We start from the raw sequence: 20,357 nt of genomic DNA on the forward strand, positions 1-20,357 counted from the left end.
TGGAGACCGGAATGAGCATTGAAGCCGAAGCCGCACGCAAATCGATCGGCGCCAAACGCAGCCTGGAAAGCGCGGAAGCCATCCTCGAGGCGGCCGAGGCGGTTTTGATCGAGAACGGCTATTCAGGCTTCTCGATCGAAGCGGTGGCGCGGCGGGCCCGGGCCGGCAAGCCAACGATCTACCGCTGGTGGCCGAGCAAGACGGCCCTGCTGCTCGAGGTCTACCAGCGCCAGAAGCGCGACATCACCTATCCCGACACCGGCGACATCGAGGAAGACCTGTTCATTTTCGCCAGGAGCCTGTTTGCGCAGTGGCGGGAGACGCCGGCCGGCGACATCTTCCGTTCGCTGGTCGCCGAGGCGCAGCAGGATCCAGCTGCCGCCGAGGCGCTGGCGACCTACTCCGCTGGCCGCCGCGCCCATACCGGCAAGCTGATCGAGCGGGCTAAGGCGCGCGGCGAAGTGGCTGCCGACGTCGACCCCAGTCAGGTCGCAGATATGGTCTCGTCCTACGCCTGGGTGCATCTCCTGACGGGACGGCTCGATGAAGACGAGGCTATGCTGAGGCAGGCTATCCGGCATATCGTGCACGGCATCGCTGTCAGGGGGTAGCCGACCATGAACGACATCAGGCCGCTGGTATTGCCGATAAGCCTGATCGTGGTTTCCGACTATCTTTCGGATGACGGCGATGGCGAACTGCGCCAGTCGCTTCAAGCCTATCTGCACGACCGCGCGGGCGTGCCCGCCGAAACCATCGTCATGCTGCCCGCCGGGAGCACTTTTTCATACAGCGCAGATCCGGGCAGGGCGCCGGTCGCAATTGTCACCCACGACAGCGACGAATCTTCCCAACTCAAGGATGCGGCCCTGCCCTACTGCCACCAGCCGCTGATCGCGGTTGTCGAGGCCGACTGCCTGCCGCTACCGGGCTGGATGGCCACGCTGCACAAGGCCCTCGACGAGAACCCCGCTGTGGCCGCGGTCTCGGGACGGACCTCCTATGGCCACGGCAGCATGATGAAACGCGTGATGTCGCTGCTCGACCGGGGCTTCATCGAATGCCCCGACCGTCATGGCAAGATGATCCACGTATCCAGCAACGGCGCCATCTACAGGCGCGCCCTGCTGGAGCGCTATCGTTTTCGGCCTGGGCAGGGACCGTTCGTCAGCGCTCACCTCAGGCAAGACGCCATGAACGAGGATGGCGTCGAAATGGCGGTGGACCCGCGCGCCGTCTCCATCCACGCCTATGAAGGGCTCGGATTCATCTGGGACGTGCGGCGCAACAAGGGGTACCAGTTCGCGCTGATGAAGCTGCGCAAACGCAGCGATCGTACGCGGCTGGGACTCGCGGTCAGCGCGGTGATGGCATCGTTCCGGGAAAACCGGCGGACCATCGACGCTGTGGGTGACCAATTCTGCCGCGCAACCGACCGGCCGCTGCTGTGGTTGATGATGCTGGCGGTCCGCGTGCCCGAGTTCTTCGGCGCGCTCGCTGCCGGCGACCCGGCTGCATTCAAGGCCTCGACCCGCTACCGTTGACCGCCTCCCGTGGAGAAAAGGTGCACGCAAACAAAAAGGGCGGCGCCGTCAGGCACCGCCCTTTCCTGATCTCTGGTGAGAAGATTACTTGGAGGCGTCGATGGCGTCGATCGCCTTCTTCAGCGCCGGATCGGTGATCTCGATCTTGCCGGCGCCGCGGACCTGCTTGACCAGCTTGATGTACTTCTCGCGGATCAGCAGCGAGCGGACCTGGTCCTTGACTGTCTCGAATGCCGGCGGCTGCTGGGCGCGCTTGTCCTCGACCTTGATGATGTGCCAGCCGAACTGCGTCTGCACCGGCTCCTTGGAATAGGCTCCGACTTCGAGAGCCATCGCGGCCTTCTCGAATTCCGGCACCATCTGGCCGGGACCGAAGAAGCCGAGATCGCCGCCCGAGGTCTTGCCGCTGGGGTCGGTGGTGTTTTCGTTGGCGAGCTTCTGGAAGTCTTCGCCGCCGTCGAGCTTCTTGACGATCACGTCGGCCTCTTCCTTGGTCTTGACCAGGATGTGGCGGGCGTGGACCTCGTTGACCGGCTTCTGGGCCGCGATTTCCTTGTCGTAGCGGGCGCGGATCTCGTCGTCGGTGATCTTGCCGGCGACTTCCTTCTCCACCAATTCGCCGTGCAGGGCGCGCTGGTCGAGGAAGGCGACGCGACGCTGGAAGTCAGCGTCCTTGTCGAGGCCCTTCTCGACCGCTTGCGCGGCCATCAGGCGAATTTCGATGATCGACGACAGGGCGGCGGCGCGGCGCTGCTCCGGCGGCAGATTGCCGAACTGCTGACCAAGGTCCTGCTCGGCAAGGGTGATGTCGGCTTCGGTGACATTCTCGCCGTTGATCGTCGCCACGATCGCGTTCGGATCGACGGCAGCGGCTGCAGGGGCAGCCGCCTGGGGTGCAGGTGCTGTTTCCTGTGCAACCAGCGGCAGCGACGACAGCGCCACAAGCCCGGCGGCAAGCCCGACGCGGGCAAGCGAGGCGCTACGGAACGAAAAAGACATCTAAACTCTCCGGTGGGGTGATGACCGCACTTCCAAATCAACCTGAATGTGGCGGAATTTGGCGTCTCCGGCAGGCTCGCTGCAACGTTGACATAAGGTGTGCCCCCTCTTATCTGTCCATCGTCTTCGCGTCCAGAAGGGTTTTTCCGGGCGCTTTTCGTGTTGAGTCTGCCTCCTTACGTTCCCCGGCAGGTTCGGCCGGCGGACAGTCGGCTTCATTCGAATTGAAAGGACCACTTGATGGTCAGTCTCGGCGGTCTCGCCCGTAAGATTTTCGGTTCCTCCAACGACCGCCGGGTCAAGTCGACCCGGCCCCGGGTGGAAGCGATCAACGCACTGGAAAATGAACTGCAGGCGCTGACCGACGACCAGCTTCGGGCGCGGACCGAGCAGTTCCGCCAGGACATCGCCAACGGCGCCTCGCTCGACGATCTTTTGGTCCCGGCTTTCGCCACGGTGCGCGAAGGCGCCAAGCGCGCGCTCGGCATGCGTCCCTTCGACGTCCAGATGATCGGCGGCATGGTTCTGCACGGCCGCGGCATAGCCGAGATGCGCACCGGCGAAGGCAAGACGCTGGTCGCCACCCTGCCCGTCTACCTCAATGCCCTGACCGGCAAGGGCGTGCATGTCGTTACCGTCAACGACTACCTGGCCCGCCGCGACGCCGAATGGATGGGTCGTCTCTACAGGTTCCTCGGCCTATCGGTCGGCATCATCGTGCACGGCCTGTCCGACGAAGAGCGCCGCGCGGCTTACGCCTGCGACATCACCTACGCCACCAACAACGAACTCGGCTTCGATTACCTGCGCGACAACATGAAGTACGAGCGCGCCCAGATGGTGCAGCGCGGTCACTTCTTTGCGATTGTCGACGAAGTCGACTCGATCCTGGTCGACGAAGCCCGCACGCCTCTGATCATTTCCGGTCCGCTCGAGGACCGTTCGGAAATGTACAACACCGTCGACGCCTTCATGCTGCAGATGATTCCGTCCGACTACGAGGTCGACGAGAAGCAGAAGACCGCCATCTTCACCGAAGAAGGCACCGAGAAGATGGAGAACCTGCTGCGCGCGGCGGGGCTGCTCAAGGGCGAGTCGCTCTACGACATCGAAAACGTCGCCCTGGTCCACCACGTCAACAATGCGCTCAAGGCGCATCGCCTGTTCCAGAAGGACAAGGATTACATCGTCAAGGACAACGAAATCATCATCATCGATGAGTTCACCGGCCGCATGATGCCGGGCCGCCGCTTCTCGGAAGGCCTGCACCAGGCGCTGGAAGCCAAGGAACACGTGGCGATCCAGCCCGAGAACCAGACGCTGGCCTCTGTCACTTTCCAGAACTACTTCCGTATGTATGAAAAGCTCGCCGGCATGACCGGTACGGCACTGACGGAAGCCGAAGAGTTCGGCAACATCTACAATCTCGACGTCACCGAGGTTCCGACCAACCTTCCCGTCAAGCGCATCGACGAGGACGACGAGGTCTACCGGACGGTCGAGGAGAAGTACAAGGCAATCGTCCGCGAGATCAAAGAAGCCAACGCCAAGGGCCAGCCGACGCTGGTTGGCACGACCTCGATCGAGAAATCCGAGCAGCTGGCCGAACGACTGCGCAAGGACGGCTTCAAGAATTTCGAGGTGCTGAACGCCCGTCACCACGAGCGCGAAGCCTCGATCGTCGCCCAGGCCGGCAAGCCGGGCTCGATCACCATTGCCACCAATATGGCCGGCCGCGGTACCGACATCCAGCTCGGCGGCAACGCCGACATGCGCATTGCCGAGGAACTGGCCGACATGCCGGCCGGCCCCGAGCGCGACGCCAAGGAGAAGGCGATCCGCGAGGACGTCGCCCGTCTCAAGGAAAAGGCGCTGGCTGCCGGCGGCCTCTACGTGCTTGCCACCGAACGCCATGAAAGCCGCCGTATCGACAACCAGCTGCGTGGCCGCTCCGGCCGCCAGGGCGATCCGGGCCGTTCGAAGTTCTTCCTGTCGCTGCAGGACGACCTGATGCGCATCTTCGGTTCCGAGCGCATGGATGGCATGCTCCAGAAGCTGGGCCTCAAGGAAGACGAGGCGATCGTCCACCCCTGGATCAACAAGGCATTGGAGAAGGCGCAGAAGAAAGTCGAGGCGCGCAACTTCGACATCCGCAAGAACCTGCTCAAATATGACGACGTGTCGAACGACCAGCGCAAGGTGGTGTTCGAGCAGCGCATCGAGCTGATGGATGCGACCAGCCTGACCGATACCGTCGCCGAGATGCGCCACGACGTGATCGAAGATCTCGTCTCCAAGCACATTCCCGAAAACGCCTATGCCGAACAGTGGGATGTCGCAGGCCTCAAGGAAGGCGTGATCCAGCATCTCAACCTCGACCTGCCGATCGAAGAGTGGGCAAAGGAAGAGGGCATCGCCGAAGAGGAAGTACGCGACCGCATCACCGCCGAAGCCGACAAGGCGGCTGCCGACCGCGCCGAACGCTTCGGCCCCGAGGTGATGACCTATGTCGAGCGCTCCGTGGTGCTGCAAACCATCGATCATCTCTGGCGCGAGCATCTGGTCAATCTCGACCATTTGCGTTCGGTCGTCGGCTTCCGCGGCTACGCCCAGCGCGACCCGCTGAACGAGTACAAGGGCGAGGCCTTCGAACTGTTCCAGGCGATGCTCGGTAATTTGCGCCAGGCCGTGACCGCGCAGCTGATGCGCGTCGAGTTGGTGCGCCAGGCAGCGGATGCGCCGCCACCGGAAGCGCCCGAAATGCACGGCCACCACATCGACGGCACCACCGGCGAGGACGATTTCGGCGAGGGCTCGGTTGCCGTGCTCGAGGACAGCCGCGTTGTCGCCGCCGAAGACCGCAACCCCAACGACCAGTCGACCTGGGGTCGCGTCGGCCGCAACGAAGCCTGCCCTTGCGGCTCGGGCAAGAAGTACAAGCACTGCCACGGCAGCTTCGCCTGAGTTGATCGGAAAACGAAAACGGCGGCCCAGCGGGCCGCCGTTTTCGTTTGTGCTTTGGCTTACAGCAGCGTGCCGTGGAGGATCACCAGCGCGATGCTGAAATAGATCACCAATCCGGTGACATCGACCAGCGTCGCGACGAACGGCGCCGAGGCAGTCGCCGGGTCGAAACCAAGTCGCTTCAGCACAAACGGCAGCATCGAGCCGGTCATCGAGCCGAAGGTCACGATGCCGACAAGCGTGGCGCCGATGGTCAGGGAGACCAGCTGCCAGTGCGGACCGTAGTCGTAGAAGCCGAGCATCTGCCAGGTGACGATGCGCACCATGCCGATGACGCCAAGGATCGAGCCCAGCGTGAGGCCGGCCGGCAACTCGCGCAACGCCACCTTCCACCAATCGCCCAGGCGCACTTCGTGCAGCGCCAGTGCCCGGATCAGCAGCGAGCTTGCCTGGCTGCCGGAATTGCCGCCCGAGCTCATGATCAGCGGAATGAACAGCGTCAGCACGATGGCCTTTTCGAGCTCGCCCTCGAAACTCTGCATGGCAGAAGCCGTCAGCATTTCGGACAGGAACAGCACGCTCAGCCAGCCGGCCCGCTTTCGGATCATCCTGAGGAAGCCGATGTCCATATAGTGCTCGTCCAGCGCCTCCATGCCGCCCATGCGATGAACCTGCTCAGTGTCGCGCTTGACCATGGTGTCGATGACGTCGTCGACGGTGACGATGCCGATGAGGTGGTTCCTGCTGTCGACAACCGGTACCGCCAGCAGGTCGTATTTGGCAATCAGGCGCACGGCCTCCTCACGCGGCGCCAGCGCGGACGTCTTGATCAGCCGGCGCTTCGGAACGGCTGACAGGATAGAAGCTCTCGGATCAGCCGAAATGACGCGCCGCAGCGGCACCGCATGGACAAGGGTTTGCCGCAACGGATCGACAACGAACACGGCATAGACGGTTTCGCGCGTGTTCTCGACCGCCCGCACGTGGCGAAGTACCTCGGCCACCGTCCAATTGGACGGCACCGAGACGAACTCCGTGGTCATCATGGCGCCGACGCAGCCTTCCGGATAGGCCAGAAGCCGTTCCAGCGCCGCGCGCGTTTCGCCGTCGAGGCCGGTCAGCAATTCGGCCCGTACGCCGGGATCGATCTCGCGCAGCGCATCGGCGGCACGGTCGGCCGACATGCCCGCAAGCAGGCGCGCGGCCGTATGCCCCGGCAGAATCGAAAGCAGTTCGGCCGCGTGGTCGAATGCCGGCTGGTCGAGCACTTCGACAGCCCGCTCCACCGGCATCAACTCAAGCAGTTGGGCGGTTTGCCCAATATCGCAGGTGTTGAGCACCTCGACGACGTCGGGTGCGGTTTCCTCCGCAAGACGCGAAGCGATGGCCGCGTTGTCGCGGATGACTGCGTCGTCGCGCAGCTCTTCGATGATGGTGGGATAGCTCATTTCTCACCCCTTCAGTCGCGCCGAAAGCCATCGGCGGCGACCCGGGGGAGCGATCAACCGCGATCAGTCCCTTCGGTCGGCGTCGACGGCTTGGTCGATCGACTATGACTGTCGCTGTTCATGGTTGTTTCCTTGGGTTCATGCGGCGCAGTCCGTTGGTTAAACTGCCCACGCGCCTAGATGGCTCCGACAAGCGAGCCAGTCAACCCCACGCGCCCGGCTTCCCGATCAAGCCTTGGTGTTCGCCAGTTCGATGAGGTTGCGCAGCGCCGCCACGCCCAGGCTGTTCATGTGCTTGCGCCCGACTGATATGTCGATGCGCATCACGATCTCAAGCGGATCGGCACCCTTGAGATCATCGAGACGCGTGATGCCGATGTCCTGGAGATAGCTGATCATCTTCGGGCCGATCGAATGCGCCCGCAGCATCGATTTGCGTTCGTCGTCTGAGATCATGCCGCCCCTCTCCTCCCGGTTGTCTGGTCCACCCAACCGTTTCTTAATCGCTATCGGCTACATGCTGTGAGCGAAATCGCGGAAGATGGAGTGTATCAAGTTGCGTTTTTCCGCAGCGATGACGGCCGAACGGTGGCTGCCGGGGCAGATCGCCTCGCGCATCATGCCGCTGTTGCGCCGCGTCGACGCAGTCCTGTTCAGCAGCGACGAGCGCGGCGAGGCCGGCCGCATGTCGCTGTTTGCGTTCGCCGTGCGCATCGTCAGTGCTGCCATCGCCTTCGTCAGCCAGGTGCTGCTGGCGCGCTGGATGGGCAGCTTCGAATACGGCATCTTCGTCCTGGTGTGGGTGACGATGATCATCGTCGGCTCGCTGTCCTGCTTCGGCTTCCACACCTCGATCATCCGCTTCATGTCCGAATACCGTGAAAAGGGCCTTCTGGACGATCTGCGCGGCGTGTTGGTGGCGAGCCGCCTGTTGGTGATCATCGCCTCGACAATCATCGCAGCACTTGGCATGGCCGGCGTCTGGGCATTTTCCGGCCGGATCGAGAGCTACTATATCGTGCCGTTCTTCCTCGGGATGATCTGCCTGCCAATGCTGGCCTTGTCAGACGTGCTGCAAGGCGTCGCCCGGGCCAATTCCTGGGCCTTCGCCGCGCTTGTGCCGACCTACATCACACGGCCGGTGCTGATCCTGGTGTTCATGGCCGGAGCCGTCGCCACAGGCTTTGCGCCGACGGCCGAGACCGCGGTCATGGCCTCCATCCTCGCCACCTATGTGACGACGCTCAGCCAGCTCGTCCGCATCACCTCACGCGCCGACAGGCGCATCCCCGCTGGCCCGCGCAACTACCGGCTCGGCTACTGGCTGAAGATCTCGCTGCCGATCTTCCTGGTCGAGAGCTTCTTCTTCCTGCTCACCAACGCCGACGTGCTGATGGTCGGCGCCTACATGGAGCCGGACAAGGTGGCGGTCTATTTCGCCACCGTGAAGACGTTGGCGCTGGTGCATTTCGTCTATTTCGCGGTCAAGGCGGGCGTCGCCCAGCGCTATGCGCGGATCGCCCATGGCGACACCGAAAAGCTCGACGGCTTTGCCCGCGAGACGGTGTCGTGGACGTTCTGGCCGTCACTGGCGATGGGCATCGTGGTGCTGCTGCTCGGCGAGCCGCTGCTCGCCATGTTCGGCCCCGGCTTCAGCGATGGTTACCCGCTGCTGTTCCTGCTGGTTTCAGCCGTCGTCGCGCGTTCGGCGGTAGGCCCATGCGAGAGCCTTTTGACGATGAGTGGTCACCAGAATGTCTGTGCCATGGTTTATGCCGCGACGCTCGCACTCAACATCGGCCTCAACGTGCTGCTGATCCCGACGCTCGGACTGTGGGGCGCGGCGATCGCCACCTCGGCGGCGATGATCTTCGAGGCCACCGCCCTGTCTTTCACCGTCTGGCGCAAACTCGGTATCGTCATGGTCCTGTTCATTCCCACGAAACGCACGGTAGAGAACGCCTGATGGCAGCCATACCGCTTCTCGAGGAAACAAGTGGCGGCCCGGCGGGCTCGCTGATCGCCGGCATTGCCGGCGTGCCGACCGACGCCGCCGAAGCAGCCCATCTCGAACTGACATCGGCCGAAAGACCGCTGCGCAGGCTGGCGATCTATCCGGCCTCGGCCGGCTTCGACCTCGTCGAGGAGCTCGACCATCTCTGCGCCCGCACAATCGAGCCCAACGTCTTTTTCAACCCGCGTTTCCTGGCGCCCGCCATGCCGCGGCTCGAGGACCGCGAGGTGCGCCTCGCTGTGATCCGCGACGGTACCGAGTATCGCAGCCGGCTGCGGCTGCTGGTGCCCTATTCGGTGGAGAGGCCGGCGGTGCCGCTGGGCATACCTGTCATGCGGACATGGTCGAGCCCGTTTGGCCCGCTTGGCACGCCGCTGCTCGACCGCGACGATCCTGAAGGGGTGATCGCCGACTTCTTCGCCATGCTGGCACGGCCGCATCTCAAGCTGCCGAAAGTGTTCGTCATGCCCGACATGCGCCTCGACGGCGCCGTGGCGCGGATGCTGAGCGCAACGGCCGAATCGCGTAACCTGCCGCTGGTGGTGACCGGTCAGTTCGAACGGCCCTTCCTCGAAAGCGACGCCGAGGGCGAAGACTATTTCAAGGAGGCGCTCGGCAGCCGCCACTACAAGGAATTCCGCCGGCTGGGCCGCCGACTCGCTGATCAGGGCGTCGTCGAGCACAAGGTTGCCCGCACCCAGGACGACGTTCGCCACGCCATCGAACAGTTCCTGACGCTGGAAGCTTCCGGCTGGAAGGGACGCCAGCGCACCGCCATGGCGATCGACCGCTACCGCGCCGCCTTCGCCCGCGAGGCGGTGCACCGCATGTCGGAACAGGACATGTGCCGCATCCATTCACTGACGCTCGACGGCCGCACCATCGCCAGCCTTGTCGTCTTCGTCGAGGCCGGCGTCGCCTACACCTGGAAGACCGCCTATGACGAGACGCTGTCGGCTTGTTCACCGGGCGCGTTGCTGATGATGGCGGTGACCGGACATCACCTCGACGACCCCAACATCATGATGACCGACAGCTGCGCTGTGCCCGACCATCCGCTGGTCGGCAAGATGTGGAGCGAGCGCAAACCGATGGGCACCTTCGTCGTCGGGCTGACGCCGGACGCCGACCGCGTTACACGGCAGGCGGCCTCGCAGTTGCACCTGTACCGCGAGACACGCAAGCTCGCCGTCAGGCTGCGCGACCGCGTGCGCAGCCTGCTCAAGAAGCGCTAGAAGGCTCCGGATCAAGCTCAGCTTGTCTTCGTTTCGCGCTTTGCCCGGTCGCGGAAGATGCGGCGAATGACCTTGCCGGTGGTGGTCAGCGGCATGGAATCGACGAACTCGACCTCGCGCGGATATTCATGTGCCGACAGGCGCTCGCGCACCCAGAGCTTGATCTCGTCGGCGAGTGCCGCGTCGCCCACAAGCCCATCCTTGAGCACGACATAGGCTTTGACGATCTCGGTGCGCAGCGCGTCGGGCTTGCCGACGGCGGCTGCAAGCGCCACCGCCGGGTGGCCTGTCAGGCAGTCCTCTATCTCGCCGGGGCCGATGCGGAAGCCGGCCGAGGTGATGACGTCGTCGTCGCGACCGAAGAAGGAGACGTAGCCGTCCTCGTCCTCGATGCCCTGATCGCCCGTCGTCATCCACTCGCCGATGAACTTCTTCTGGGTCGCCTCGGGGCTCTGCCAATATTCGAGGAACATGACAGGGTTCGGCCGGGCAATGGCAATCTGGCCCGACACGCCCGGCGGCACGCGGCGGCCGTCGCCGTCGATGATGGCGACGCGATGGCCTGGTACCGCCTTGCCGATGGCCCCACCCTTGCTGATGCCGAGGCCGGCGCAGGAGGCGAGCACCGCATTGCATTCGGTCTGGCCGTAGAACTCGTTGACGACAAGCCCGAGCTCGGCTGTGGCCCAATCGTAGGTTTCGCGCCCAAGCGACTCGCCGGCGGAGCCGACACTGCGCAGGCTGAGCCGGAAGCGCTTGCCGATGTCGGGCACGACCTTGAGCATGCGCAGCGCCGTCGGCGGGATGAAGGCGTTGCGCACCGCCATCTTTTCCATCAGCAGCAGTGCGGCCTCGGGTGCGAACTTGTCGAAGCGGGCAGCGACCACCGGCAGGCCGAAATAGAGCCCGGGCAGCAGCAGGTTGAGCAGGCCGCCGGCCCAGGCCCAGTCGGCCGGGGTCCACAACAGGTCGCCCGACTGCGGCATGAACTCCTGCGCCATCTGGATACCGGGGAGATGGCCGAGCAGGACTCGGTGGCCGTGCAGCGCGCCCTTCGGCGGGCCCGTCGTGCCGGAAGTGAAGATCATCATCGCCGGATCGTCTGGGCCAGTGTCCTCGGCTGTAAAGTCAGGCGAATGCGCGGCGAGCAGGCGATGGAAATCGTCGACATCGCCGCCGCTGACAACGACGATCGCTTCGAGCTCGGGCAGCCGGCCGCTGACCTGGCTGACCTTTGCGAAACCTGCCTCGTTGGTGACGATCGCCCTGACGCCAGCTGTCTGCAGCCGGTATTCGAGCGCCTCGACGCCGAACAGCAAGGCCAGCGGCACGACGATCGCGCCGAGCTTGTAGATCGCGACATGGGCGATCGCCGTCTCGAAGCTTTGCGGCAACAGCAGCGCCACCCGGTCGCCACGGCGTACGCCCCTGGCCCGCAAGGAATTGGCGAATGCGTTGGAGCGGCGCGAAAGCTCGCCGAAAGAAAGCTCTTCGGCTGCACCGTCGATGCGGTAGTCGAGCAGCGCCGTTCGGTCAGGGTCGACGGCTGCCCAGCGGTCTGAAACAGCGGTGCCGATGTTGAACTTTTGCGGAATCTGCCAGCGGAAATCGCGATAGAGGGCGTCGTAAGTGTCGCGCCGTTCGAGCATGGACGGTCGTCTCCGCTCCTCCGCGAGGGATTTCATTGTGGCTGGATCGGGGTTGACCTACCAACCAACAGAAAGCCTGCCTAATATCGGAAGCGCTCGGCGTCAAGAAAACGGTCCAGAGCGCCGCGCCTCGGCAGGCATTCCATTGCGTCTGCCGGTGTCCGGCCGCCAAAGCAACACCAGATCGGGATCGGAATGCCGAAATTGCGACTTCTGCGGTCCCTCAAGAAGCGTGTTGCCAAGATCCGCTACCACGAATTCGAGGTGATCAAGTCCAGGTTCAATCGAAGCCTCGGCAGGGACGAGCCATATCAGGTTCATCAGGGCAGGCGGCATCACCCGGGCAGCGTGTACGCCATCTTCCTGGTCTGGCAGCCCAACAAGACGCCATGGTATGTCGACAATGCACTGGCATCGTTGGACGAGGCCCAGGCGAACGTCGTCCTGGTGGTCAATCACGGCCTGGACGCCGAGCGACTGGCCGATCTCAAGCAACGCTGTTCGAAGCTCATCGTTCGCGACAATGCCGGCCTCGACTTTGGCGGTTATCGGGATGCGACACTTCACCTGCTCGAAAATGCCGAGGCAACGCGCCTGCTCTACCCGAATGACAGCGTGTACTTCTTCAGCAACGGGCTCACTCCGCTGTTCAGGGAGTTGGCAGACGCGGAAGCCGACATCGTCGGTTCGTTCGAAAACCGGGAACATGGCTACCACATGCAGTCCTTTTGCTTCTCCGTAGGGCATAGGATCGTTGCAAGCTCCGAATTCGCGCGCTTTTGGAAGCAATACCTGCCGGTGAATTCGCGGCTATGGGCGATCCGAAAAGGGGAAATCGGTTTCTCCGCGGCAATCCTGCCGATCGCAAGATCCGTTACCACCGTCTACACGCCGGACAAGCTCAGGCTGCGGCTGACCGAAATTGACGGCGGGGATGTTGGGGCGATGAATGGCCAGATCTGTCGGGATCTCAGGCTTCCGGCGGCGAGCTTGGGCAGCGAAAGCTGGGCCGCAATCATCGCGAAGATATGCGAACGCATCGCCATGCGTTCTCAGATTCACACGGCCGGGTTCCTTTACAAGAAACATCTCAACTGCCCGCTGATGAAGCGCGACCTTGTCTACCGCCTGCAGTTCGACATCGGCGAGATCGAACAAAACCTTATCGCGGTCGGACACGAGGGACACCTGGCCGACATCCTTTCGGACATGACGAGGAAAGGTTCGGGGGACCAGTTGCGTTCAACGAGAAGGCAGCTCTTCGACCAGGGCATCATATAGAGCAACGTGCGCTGCGGCGGATGCTCGTTCAACCGGGCCGAACGAGCATCCGCCGCAGCGCATTTCCGAATTTGCCTTGGGCGGCCTTGAAGCCCGATTTCAGGCGTGCCGACGCGGATGGGCGGCGTGGCTGTCTTGTAAAGGCGTAGCTGTCGTTGAAGCCGGCATGTCCAAACGGATCGGCGCTCGAGGCGATGCGGCGGCCAAGGGCGACGCCCCCCAGACCCAGACAGCGTTCGAACGCATGCGCCATCGTCCCGTCAACCTGGTTGGCCTCCGCCTCGAAGGCCTTGGCCGTGAAGCCGAGATCGGCCAGTGGCGCGATGACGTCTGTACGCGCCATGAACATCGTTCCAGCGCAATAGCCGGCATCAAGCAGCTGCGCCCGACCCAGGCCAAGGCGCTGGGCGATGGCAAGGACACGCGCTTCGTTTCCGCCCATGTAGCGGTCGAGCGAGAGGAAATGACCTTCGGGACAGACAATGCCCAGCGAAGCGTCGGCCTGAAATGCCGAAGTCAATTGCTGCAGCGCCTGGGGCTGCAGCAATGCAGCGACCAACATACGGCGCCAGCCGTCACCATCCTTCAGATGCGGCGATTTCTTGGTGTGAACCTTGATGACGACGTCAAAGCCCTCGGCGCGAACAGCTGGAAACATGCGAAGGAAAGGCAGGATGTCGCGGCCCCGATTTTCGAAGACGCCAAGGCTGTAGTCTCGCTCCGCGGCATCGAGCCGCGAGCGCACCAGCGCCTCGTGAACCGGAACGGTCGTTACGAAGAGCTTGTGTTGTGCCGGGAGAGCTTGGGCGAGGTCGAGGATTTCATCGAATGCATCCATGTAGAATGCATGGATGACAATCGCGACCCGAAGCTCTCCGCGCATGTGCAAAGCCTGTTAATAGACGATAAACGCTTCAATGGCCGATTTTGTACACCGTGACAAACGCGCAAACGATCTATTTTTGGTAGTATTTGAAAGGCGCTTGCGACCTTGCCTGCCGGATTTTTGCCCGAAGGCTCACCTCACCGCGACGGCACAATGCAAGGCATGATCGAGCAATCAAAGCCGCCTTCCGCGCCGCAGTGCTGCGTAAAGGTCAATGGTGCCCCTAGCCGGGATCGAACCAGCACTCCTTGCGGAACTCGATTTTGAGTCGAGCGCGTCTACCAATTCCGCCATAGGGGCCTGCCCTAAACGGACAGAATGGTCGCGGACTATACGGTCGGGCGGCCCTTCGTCAACTGGGGAGCGGCGCCTTTGCGCAACTTCATGCCGGTACGGCGTTCGCCGGCGCAGCGAAAGCGGTCGCGCGCAACCACCTGCCTCCGTCAAAATGTGCCAGCAGCCGTTCGCGCAGGTGGCACGCGGCGGGGCCTGGGGGCTGGTCGATGCGCCAGAGCAAATAGGCGGACAGCGCTGTCTCGGACTGTGAGCCCAGGGCGGTGGCAGTGACGCGCACAAGGGCGCCATGGGCGAGGTCGACGTCGACCATCCAGCTGGGAAGATTGCCCCAGCCGATGCCGGCCCGGATCAGTGCCAGCTTGGTCGCGAGATCGCTGACACGCCAGGTGCCGGGTGACAGCACGCCGAAATCCAGCCCTTCGCTCACCGGCGAGGGATCGCTGACGACGATCTGTAGGTGGTCGGACAGGTCGACCGCCGACCAACCGGCTGCGGGCGGCGCCGCGAGCGGGTGATGGGCAGCACACACGGCGACGAAGGGCTGCGCCGGGCCAAGGCACTCGGCTTCGACGAGGCTGTCGCGCTGGGTATCGGTGGTGATGGCGAGCGTGCAGTGCCGGTTGATGAGCGCATGCAATGCCGCGCGCATCGGCAACGACTTCAGTGCGACGCCGACCGAAGGGTGCTCGGCCCTGAGGTCGAGAAGCGCGCCGGCCAGGATGCCGGCAGGGATGACCGGATCGACGGCTATTGCGAGCGAAAGCTCCAGCCCCTGCCCCTGCCCGCGCGCCCGGGCGCGCATGGCGTCGACCTTGATCAGGATCGCCCTGGCATCAGTGAGCAGCGCCTGCCCTTCGGCGGTCAATTCGGGCTTCCGGCCGGTGCGGGTGAACAGCGCCACGTTGAGCTCGGCTTCAAGGTTGCCGATGGCATGGCTGATCGCCGATTGCACCCGCGACAGCCGCGCAGCACCGGCGCGAAAGCTGCCACCTTCGACGACGGCAACGAAGGTTCGGATCTGGTCCAGCGTCAGATTGTCAAGCACAGTTCGATTTCTTCGATCAGTGGCTGCAGAACTATGGCAATTACCAAGATCAGTGTTCTGTCGCAACTTGTCGCTATCGAAGACAACCGAGGACACAACATGCATATCGACAAGGCCCTGATCTATGAAGCTCCCGGCGCCGACCCGACCATCGACCGAAGCGTGCTGGAGACGCCGGACGGCAGGATCACCATCATTGCCCTGGGCGATCCGATACAGGCACCGGCGGTGGCGCATGAGCTCGCCGCGCAGGGAGCCAAGCTGATCGAGCTGTGCGGCGGCATCTCGCCGGCGTGGCGCCCCAAGGTCTCGGCCGTCGTCGGACACGACGTCAAGGTGAGCTCGGTGACCTTTGGCATCGAATCCCTGCAGCCGGCGGCTGCCTACAATCAGGCCTTCATCGATGGCAAGCCGCCGCTGGCGGCCTTCATCATCCTGAAGCGGGATGCCGAACCGGAGCGTGACAGGTTCGTGACCAGTTTTCCGCCGCTCGACACGCATTTCATTGCCGTTCCGGATGGGGCAACGGCCGCCGAGGTTGCAGCACGGCTCGCCCGGGAAGGATTTGGCCTGATCGAGCTCTATGGCGGGTTTTCGACCGAGGACGTGGCCGAGATCATCCAGGCGGTGGGCGGGTTGGCCCCGGTAGGCGTGGGCAGTTTCGCGCTCGATGCGCTGCAGCCCGGGCAGCATGTGGCGGCCGGGCGCGCCGCATAGCACCCATGATCGGAGGCCACGGCCGCCGATTGCGTGCCATCACGCTTCATCTGCAGCGATGGCCCGGGCAAGTACGTCTCAAGCGTGATCACGCGACAGAATGTAACGTTGCCCCGGCTTTCACATTCGTGAAGACCCCAAGCATTGTGCGCCACAGCAATTCTTCCTAAACAGGCAGCGCATATCTCAAGGGGGCCAGATGCTTCGCCGACTCTACGACTGGACCTTGTCGCTCGCGGCAAGGAAATCCGCCGAATGGTGGCTGGCCTTCATCGCCTTCGTCGAAAGCTCGGTCTTCCTGGTACCGGCCGACGTGCTCTACTTGCCGATGGCGCTGTCGCGACCGGACAAGGCCTATCGTTACGCAATCATCGCCACCCTGGCCTCAGTGCTCGGCGGCATCGCCGGTTGGTATATCGGCCACTACGCCTTCGAGGCGGTGGCAAAGCCGGTGCTCGAGTTCTACGGCAAGTATGACGAGTTCGAAGCGCTCAAGGTCTCGTCGGGCGCCGGCATCATCCTGTTGATGCTGGTCACCTCAGGGCTGTCGCACCTGCCGCCGATCAAGGTGGTGACCATTCTCGCCGGCGTCGTCAGCTTCCCGCTTGGCTGGTTCATCGTCTCGGCGATCGTCGCCCGCGGCGCCCGCTTCCTGTTCCTGGCCTGGCTGCTGCGCACCTATGGCGAGCCGATCCGCGAATTCATCGAAAAGCGCCTCGGGCTGCTCGCCGGCCTCGCCGCCGCTGCCCTTATTTTGCTCTATCTTCTCGTCAGATACCTCCACTGAACGGCGAATGCCGGTAACAACAGCTGGGCACCCAAGAATGACCTCCCTCGCCTCTCCGACCGGCCGCAGCCAGACGCTGACCGCAATCTTCCTCACCGTCGCCATGGCAGCCGTCGTCGGCACAGCGCTCGGCTTCCAGCACATCGGCGGCTACCTGCCCTGCAAGCTCTGCCTCGAGCAGCGCACGCCCTATTATGTCGGAGTGCCGCTGATGGCGCTGGCGGCGCTGTCGTCGGCGCTGCACTGGCCGGCATGGATGACCCGCGCGCTCCTGGCCGTCGGTGGATTGCTGATGCTCTACGGGCTCTATCTCGGCGCCTACCATGCCGGCGTCGAATGGCGCTGGTGGGCCGGCCCGACCGATTGCGCGGCCGTCAGCGGCACGATCGACACCGGCGGCAAGGGCCTGCTCGACGTGCTCAACAACGTCGTGCCGCCACGTTGCGAGGATGCCGCCTTGCGCGTGCTCGGCCTGTCCTTCGCCGGCTGGAACGTTCTCGCCAGCGCTTTCCTGGCGGCGGTGGCGTTGCGTGGGGCTTTCAGGAAGGGGTAGCGCCTCGGGGGTCGCGATGCTTCGCCCCCTCTGTCCTGCCGGACATCTCCCCCAAAAAGGGGAGATCGGCCGTCATCAAGGCTCGAGCTCAACGTCCCAGTAGAGATAGTCCATCCAGCTTTCGTGCAGATGGTTGGGCGGAAACAGCCGGCCATTGTTGTGCAGGTCGTGCACCGTCGGCTGGAACGGCTTCTGCAGCGGCCACATCTTGGCCTGCGACGGCATCATGCCGCCCTTCCTGAGATTGCAGGGCGAGCAGGCCGCGACGACATTTTCCCACGTGGTCGCCCCGCCGCTGTGGCGAGGGATGACGTGGTCAAAGGTCAGATCCTCCGGGGTGCCGCAATATTGGCACTGGAAGCGGTCGCGCAGGAAGACGTTGAAACGGGTGAAGGCGGGATAGCGCGACGGCTTCACATAGTGCTTCAGGCTGACGACGCTGGGCAGCTTCATCGAAAAGGTCGGCGATGAGACGGCGTGCTCGTATTCGGCGACGATGTTGACGCGGTCGAGGAACACCGCCTTGATCGCGTCCTGCCAGGACCACAACGACAAGGGGTAGTAGCTGAGCGGACGATAATCCGCATTCAGCACTAGTGCTGGGAGCCCATCCGGAGACACGGCAACCGTCACTTCCTGCACCTCCTTGGTCCTCGAACCTAACGGCACGAATACTGTAAGCCCGAGGTGACAGGAATGTGAAGCGTCTGGCCGGTCACATAACCCGTCAAAAAACCGCGATTTTGCGGATTTACGCAGGATTTCCAGCCGGCGGCGCGCCATCGCGACCACGGGTCTCGCGATAATACGCCCAGAACAGCCTCGATGCGACCCCTCGCCACGGCGCCCATGATTCGGCAAGCCGAATCAGTGCCTTCTCACCGGGGCGCGGATCGATGCCCAGCGCATGGCCTACGGCCGATTGCAAGGCGACATCGCGGGCCGGAAAAATATCGGGATGGCCGGCGGCGAACAGCAGATACACCTCCGCCGTCCACGGGCCGATACCGGGAATTGCGATCATCGCCGCCATCGCTTCTTGGGCGTCGAGCCGGCAGAGGCCGTCGAGGTCGAGGCCGTCGGTCGCTGCCTGCGCCACCGCCAGAAGCGTGCGCTGCTTTGGCCGTGACAGGCCGGCCTCGCGGAACATGCCCTCACCGGCGGCAAGCAGGCCTTGCGGCGTCAGTGGATCGACCAGAGCTGTCAAGCGGCCGAAGATCGCCTTGGCACTTGCCGTCGACACCTGCTGCGAAACGATGATCGAGGCGAGGCTGGCAAAGCCCGGTTCGGTCAGCCTGAGCGGCACCTCGCCGGCCATGCCGCGAACCGCCAGCAGGCGCGGATCGATCGCGCATAACGCGTCGAGGCCGAAATTCACGTCGTCGAGATTGGAGATGCGGCGCATGCGTCACTTGTTAGGTTGCGGCAGGCAACGTAGCAATCGGCAAGGCACACCTTCAATCCGGCACCAGCAACGCTCATGACGGCTCCTGTCTTTCGCTTCGCGCCCAGTCCCAACGGCGAATTGCACCTCGGCCACGCGCTATCGGCGTTGACCAATGAAAGGATGGCGGCCAGTGCCGGCGGCCGGCTGCTGCTGCGCATCGAGGACATCGACGTAACTCGCTGCAATCCGGAGTTCGAGGCCAGCATCTTCCGCGACCTCGCCTGGCTGGGTGTCGCCTACGAGCGGCCGGTACGGCGCCAGTCGGACCATTTCGCCGAATACGAGGCAGCGCTCGAACGGCTGAAGAAGGACGAACTCGTCTATCCCGCCTTCATGAGCCGGGGCGAGATACGCGGCGCGATCATGGACCATGAGGCGTCGGGAGAAAGCTGGCCGCGCGATCCAGACGGAGCGCCGGTCTATCCCGGCGCAGACAAGCAGATGTCGCAGCGGGAGCGCCGGCGCCGCATCAATGCGGGCGCACCTTTTGCCTGGCGGCTCGATACCGCCGCAGCACTGGCGCGGCTGGACGGCCATTTGAGCTGGCGCGAATGGGCCGACGAGGCGATGGATGGCGTAGCGGAAATTGCCGCCGACCCGCTGCAATGGGGCGACGTGATCATCGCCCGACGGGAGATCCCGACGAGCTATCATCTGTCGGTGGTGCTCGACGACGCACTGCAGGGCGTGAGCCATGTCGTGCGCGGCAAGGACCTCTATTTCGCGACCTCGGTACAGCGCCTGCTGCAGCAGGTGCTCGGCCTGCCGCAGCCGGGCTATTTCCACCACCGGCTGATAACAGGTCCTGATGGACGAAAGCTGTCGAAAAGCCAACGCGACACCGGCCTCGCCGCATTGCGGGAGGCCGGTGAGACGCCAGAATCGGTCAAGGCGATGCTGGAGCGCCGTGCGTCCGATTGGCCGCACAAGGGACGCTCGAGTCCCTAAGAATCTGTGCCTCGTGCGTTCCGAAGATCGATGCCGATTTTCGAGCCGATGCACCAGGCCAATGCACTAAGGTTGTAGCATCCGGGCGATCGCCGCCTTGATCAGCGCAAGCACGCTGATGAAGATGAAGGCGCCGCCAAGCCCCCAGGCGGTCGCCAGTTGCAGGTCGCGCAGCGTGATGCCGTAGCTGTTGGCGACGAGCACCGCGCCGAAGAAGCCAGTGGTGAACAGCAGCATGTTGCCGGTCGGGCCGAAGCCGTCGTCCTTCATGATGGCGTCGAGTGCAGCACCAAAGAAGAAGGCCATGACGGCGACGAAGGCGACCGCCATCATCAACCAGCCCGGATCGAGATTCCACAGCATGCGCGGTCCTTTCAGAGGCCGACTGTGCAGTTCTCCCAGGCCCCCTCCCGGGCAAGCTTCTCCCAGATCAGGTCGTCAGATCAGGTCCGGTGAATCTATGGATCAATCGTTTCATTTTGATTGTCCTAATGTTCGGCATTAGAGCGATCCCGGTAAGATTCCTTCCGGAAGCGGCGTCCG

19 protein-coding genes and 1 tRNA gene are annotated in these 20,357 nt (G+C 63.6%); 10 read left to right on the plus strand and 10 right to left on the minus strand.

Going from position 1 to position 20,357, the window contains the following annotated elements:
* The first annotated feature begins 11 nt into the window (after positions 1 to 11).
* Positions 12 to 611, plus strand: a complete 600-nt coding sequence (locus tag Amn_RS23250) for a TetR/AcrR family transcriptional regulator (protein ID WP_286292290.1) — start codon at positions 12 to 14, stop codon at positions 609 to 611.
* Between the two features lie 6 nt (positions 612 to 617).
* Positions 618 to 1,544, plus strand: a complete 927-nt coding sequence (locus Amn_RS23255) for a glycosyltransferase family protein (protein ID WP_286292292.1) — start codon at positions 618 to 620, stop codon at positions 1,542 to 1,544.
* Between the two features lie 84 nt (positions 1,545 to 1,628).
* Here Amn_RS23255 and Amn_RS23260 read toward each other — a convergent pair whose 3' ends face one another.
* On the minus strand, positions 1,629 to 2,543 hold the full coding sequence (locus Amn_RS23260) for a peptidylprolyl isomerase (RefSeq protein WP_286292294.1): 915 nt from the start codon (positions 2,541 to 2,543) through the stop codon (positions 1,629 to 1,631).
* 240 nt (positions 2,544 to 2,783) lie between these two features.
* On the opposite strand from Amn_RS23260, the gene secA reads away from it, so the two are divergent.
* Positions 2,784 to 5,507, plus strand: a complete 2,724-nt coding sequence (gene secA, locus Amn_RS23265; RefSeq protein WP_286292296.1) for a preprotein translocase subunit SecA — start codon at positions 2,784 to 2,786, stop codon at positions 5,505 to 5,507.
* Positions 5,508 to 5,566: 59 nt separating this feature from the next.
* Here secA and mgtE read toward each other — a convergent pair whose 3' ends face one another.
* Both mgtE and Amn_RS23275 read right to left on the minus strand, forming a co-directional pair.
* A complete protein-coding gene (gene mgtE, locus Amn_RS23270; RefSeq protein ID WP_263006046.1) occupies positions 5,567 to 6,955 on the minus strand; it encodes a magnesium transporter in 1,389 nt (462 codons plus the stop codon).
* A gap of 228 nt (positions 6,956 to 7,183) precedes the next feature.
* Positions 7,184 to 7,411: a helix-hairpin-helix domain-containing protein gene (locus tag Amn_RS23275; protein WP_154386149.1), complete on the minus strand. Its 228-nt coding sequence runs from the start codon at positions 7,409 to 7,411 to the stop codon at positions 7,184 to 7,186.
* Positions 7,412 to 7,700: 289 nt separating this feature from the next.
* On the opposite strand from Amn_RS23275, the gene Amn_RS23280 reads away from it, so the two are divergent.
* Positions 7,701 to 8,921 carry a lipopolysaccharide biosynthesis protein gene (locus tag Amn_RS23280; RefSeq protein ID WP_376769266.1) on the plus strand — a complete coding sequence of 407 codons (1,221 nt, stop codon included), beginning with the start codon at positions 7,701 to 7,703 and terminating at the stop codon, positions 8,919 to 8,921.
* Positions 8,921 to 10,204, plus strand: coding sequence for a GNAT family N-acetyltransferase (locus tag Amn_RS23285; RefSeq protein WP_286292309.1), 1,284 nt, complete (start codon positions 8,921 to 8,923; stop codon positions 10,202 to 10,204). The genes Amn_RS23280 and Amn_RS23285 overlap by 1 nt, the downstream gene beginning before the upstream one ends.
* A 17-nt stretch (positions 10,205 to 10,221) precedes the next feature.
* On the opposite strand, the gene Amn_RS23290 is transcribed toward Amn_RS23285, so the two are convergent.
* The gene (locus Amn_RS23290) at positions 10,222 to 11,853 is read right to left on the minus strand and encodes an AMP-binding protein (RefSeq protein ID WP_286292312.1); all 1,632 of its coding nucleotides are present in this window, start codon (positions 11,851 to 11,853) and stop codon (positions 10,222 to 10,224) included.
* Positions 11,854 to 12,117: 264 nt separating this feature from the next.
* On the opposite strand from Amn_RS23290, the gene Amn_RS23295 reads away from it, so the two are divergent.
* The gene (locus Amn_RS23295) at positions 12,118 to 13,134 is read left to right on the plus strand and encodes a rhamnan synthesis F family protein (RefSeq protein ID WP_286292315.1); all 1,017 of its coding nucleotides are present in this window, start codon (positions 12,118 to 12,120) and stop codon (positions 13,132 to 13,134) included.
* Between the two features lie 28 nt (positions 13,135 to 13,162).
* Here the strand turns inward: Amn_RS23295 and Amn_RS32650 are convergent, their stop codons facing one another.
* From Amn_RS32650 to Amn_RS23310, 3 genes are all read right to left on the minus strand, one after another.
* Positions 13,163 to 14,017 carry a rhamnan synthesis F family protein gene (locus Amn_RS32650; RefSeq protein ID WP_067957740.1) on the minus strand — a complete coding sequence of 285 codons (855 nt, stop codon included), beginning with the start codon at positions 14,015 to 14,017 and terminating at the stop codon, positions 13,163 to 13,165.
* 218 nt (positions 14,018 to 14,235) lie between these two features.
* Positions 14,236 to 14,320: transfer RNA gene (locus tag Amn_RS23305), tRNA-Leu, on the minus strand.
* Positions 14,321 to 14,402: 82 nt separating this feature from the next.
* Positions 14,403 to 15,362: a LysR family transcriptional regulator gene (locus Amn_RS23310; protein WP_286292318.1), complete on the minus strand. Its 960-nt coding sequence runs from the start codon at positions 15,360 to 15,362 to the stop codon at positions 14,403 to 14,405.
* Positions 15,363 to 15,461: 99 nt separating this feature from the next.
* On the opposite strand from Amn_RS23310, the gene Amn_RS23315 reads away from it, so the two are divergent.
* From Amn_RS23315 to Amn_RS23325, 3 genes are all read left to right on the plus strand, one after another.
* Positions 15,462 to 16,079: a DUF6506 family protein gene (locus Amn_RS23315; RefSeq protein WP_286292320.1), complete on the plus strand. Its 618-nt coding sequence runs from the start codon at positions 15,462 to 15,464 to the stop codon at positions 16,077 to 16,079.
* Positions 16,080 to 16,278: 199 nt separating this feature from the next.
* Positions 16,279 to 16,866: a YqaA family protein gene (locus Amn_RS23320; RefSeq protein WP_286292322.1), complete on the plus strand. Its 588-nt coding sequence runs from the start codon at positions 16,279 to 16,281 to the stop codon at positions 16,864 to 16,866.
* Positions 16,867 to 16,903: 37 nt separating this feature from the next.
* Positions 16,904 to 17,419, plus strand: a complete 516-nt coding sequence (locus tag Amn_RS23325; protein ID WP_182575187.1) for a disulfide bond formation protein B — start codon at positions 16,904 to 16,906, stop codon at positions 17,417 to 17,419.
* Positions 17,420 to 17,494: 75 nt separating this feature from the next.
* On the opposite strand, the gene Amn_RS23330 is transcribed toward Amn_RS23325, so the two are convergent.
* Together Amn_RS23330 and Amn_RS23335 are read right to left on the minus strand one after the other, a co-directional pair.
* Positions 17,495 to 18,052 carry an HNH endonuclease gene (locus tag Amn_RS23330; protein WP_067966138.1) on the minus strand — a complete coding sequence of 186 codons (558 nt, stop codon included), beginning with the start codon at positions 18,050 to 18,052 and terminating at the stop codon, positions 17,495 to 17,497.
* Between the two features lie 118 nt (positions 18,053 to 18,170).
* A complete protein-coding gene (locus tag Amn_RS23335) occupies positions 18,171 to 18,824 on the minus strand; it encodes a DNA-3-methyladenine glycosylase family protein (RefSeq protein ID WP_067957728.1) in 654 nt (217 codons plus the stop codon).
* A gap of 75 nt (positions 18,825 to 18,899) precedes the next feature.
* Here Amn_RS23335 and gluQRS point away from each other — a divergent pair, with 75 nt between their 5' ends.
* Positions 18,900 to 19,814 (plus strand): tRNA glutamyl-Q(34) synthetase GluQRS, encoded by a 915-nt coding sequence (gene gluQRS, locus Amn_RS23340; protein ID WP_286292328.1) that lies wholly within the window; start codon positions 18,900 to 18,902, stop codon positions 19,812 to 19,814.
* 66 nt (positions 19,815 to 19,880) lie between these two features.
* On the opposite strand, the gene Amn_RS23345 is transcribed toward gluQRS, so the two are convergent.
* The gene (locus tag Amn_RS23345; RefSeq protein ID WP_067957722.1) at positions 19,881 to 20,177 is read right to left on the minus strand and encodes a hypothetical protein; all 297 of its coding nucleotides are present in this window, start codon (positions 20,175 to 20,177) and stop codon (positions 19,881 to 19,883) included.
* Between the last annotated feature and the right edge of the window lie 180 nt (positions 20,178 to 20,357).

It is taken from the genome of Aminobacter sp. Y103A (assembly GCF_030294925.1).
Taxonomy (GTDB): Bacteria; Pseudomonadota; Alphaproteobacteria; order Rhizobiales; family Rhizobiaceae; genus Aminobacter; species Aminobacter ciceronei.

What these genes read in the sequence shown, in the direction of transcription:
- Amn_RS23325 (WP_182575187.1), top strand. Translation starts at nt 16,904, where the DNA reads ATGACCTCCCTCGCCTCTCCGACCGGCCGCAGCCAGACGCTGACCGCA.
- Amn_RS23250 (WP_286292290.1), top strand. Translation starts at nt 12, where the DNA reads ATGAGCATTGAAGCCGAAGCCGCACGCAAATCGATCGGCGCCAAACGC.
- Amn_RS23335 (WP_067957728.1), bottom strand. Translation starts at nt 18,824, where the DNA reads ATGCGCCGCATCTCCAATCTCGACGACGTGAATTTCGGCCTCGACGCG.
- Amn_RS23345 (WP_067957722.1), bottom strand. Translation starts at nt 20,177, where the DNA reads ATGCTGTGGAATCTCGATCCGGGCTGGTTGATGATGGCGGTCGCCTTC.
- Amn_RS23315 (WP_286292320.1), top strand. Translation starts at nt 15,462, where the DNA reads ATGCATATCGACAAGGCCCTGATCTATGAAGCTCCCGGCGCCGACCCG.
- Amn_RS23320 (WP_286292322.1), top strand. Translation starts at nt 16,279, where the DNA reads ATGCTTCGCCGACTCTACGACTGGACCTTGTCGCTCGCGGCAAGGAAA.
- Amn_RS23260 (WP_286292294.1), bottom strand. Translation starts at nt 2,543, where the DNA reads ATGTCTTTTTCGTTCCGTAGCGCCTCGCTTGCCCGCGTCGGGCTTGCC.
- Amn_RS23285 (WP_286292309.1), top strand. Translation starts at nt 8,921, where the DNA reads ATGGCAGCCATACCGCTTCTCGAGGAAACAAGTGGCGGCCCGGCGGGC.
- gluQRS (WP_286292328.1), top strand. Translation starts at nt 18,900, where the DNA reads ATGACGGCTCCTGTCTTTCGCTTCGCGCCCAGTCCCAACGGCGAATTG.
- secA (WP_286292296.1), top strand. Translation starts at nt 2,784, where the DNA reads ATGGTCAGTCTCGGCGGTCTCGCCCGTAAGATTTTCGGTTCCTCCAAC.
- Amn_RS32650 (WP_067957740.1), bottom strand. Translation starts at nt 14,017, where the DNA reads ATGCGCGGAGAGCTTCGGGTCGCGATTGTCATCCATGCATTCTACATG.
- mgtE (WP_263006046.1), bottom strand. Translation starts at nt 6,955, where the DNA reads ATGAGCTATCCCACCATCATCGAAGAGCTGCGCGACGACGCAGTCATC.
- Amn_RS23290 (WP_286292312.1), bottom strand. Translation starts at nt 11,853, where the DNA reads ATGCTCGAACGGCGCGACACTTACGACGCCCTCTATCGCGATTTCCGC.
- Amn_RS23275 (WP_154386149.1), bottom strand. Translation starts at nt 7,411, where the DNA reads ATGATCTCAGACGACGAACGCAAATCGATGCTGCGGGCGCATTCGATC.
- Amn_RS23255 (WP_286292292.1), top strand. Translation starts at nt 618, where the DNA reads ATGAACGACATCAGGCCGCTGGTATTGCCGATAAGCCTGATCGTGGTT.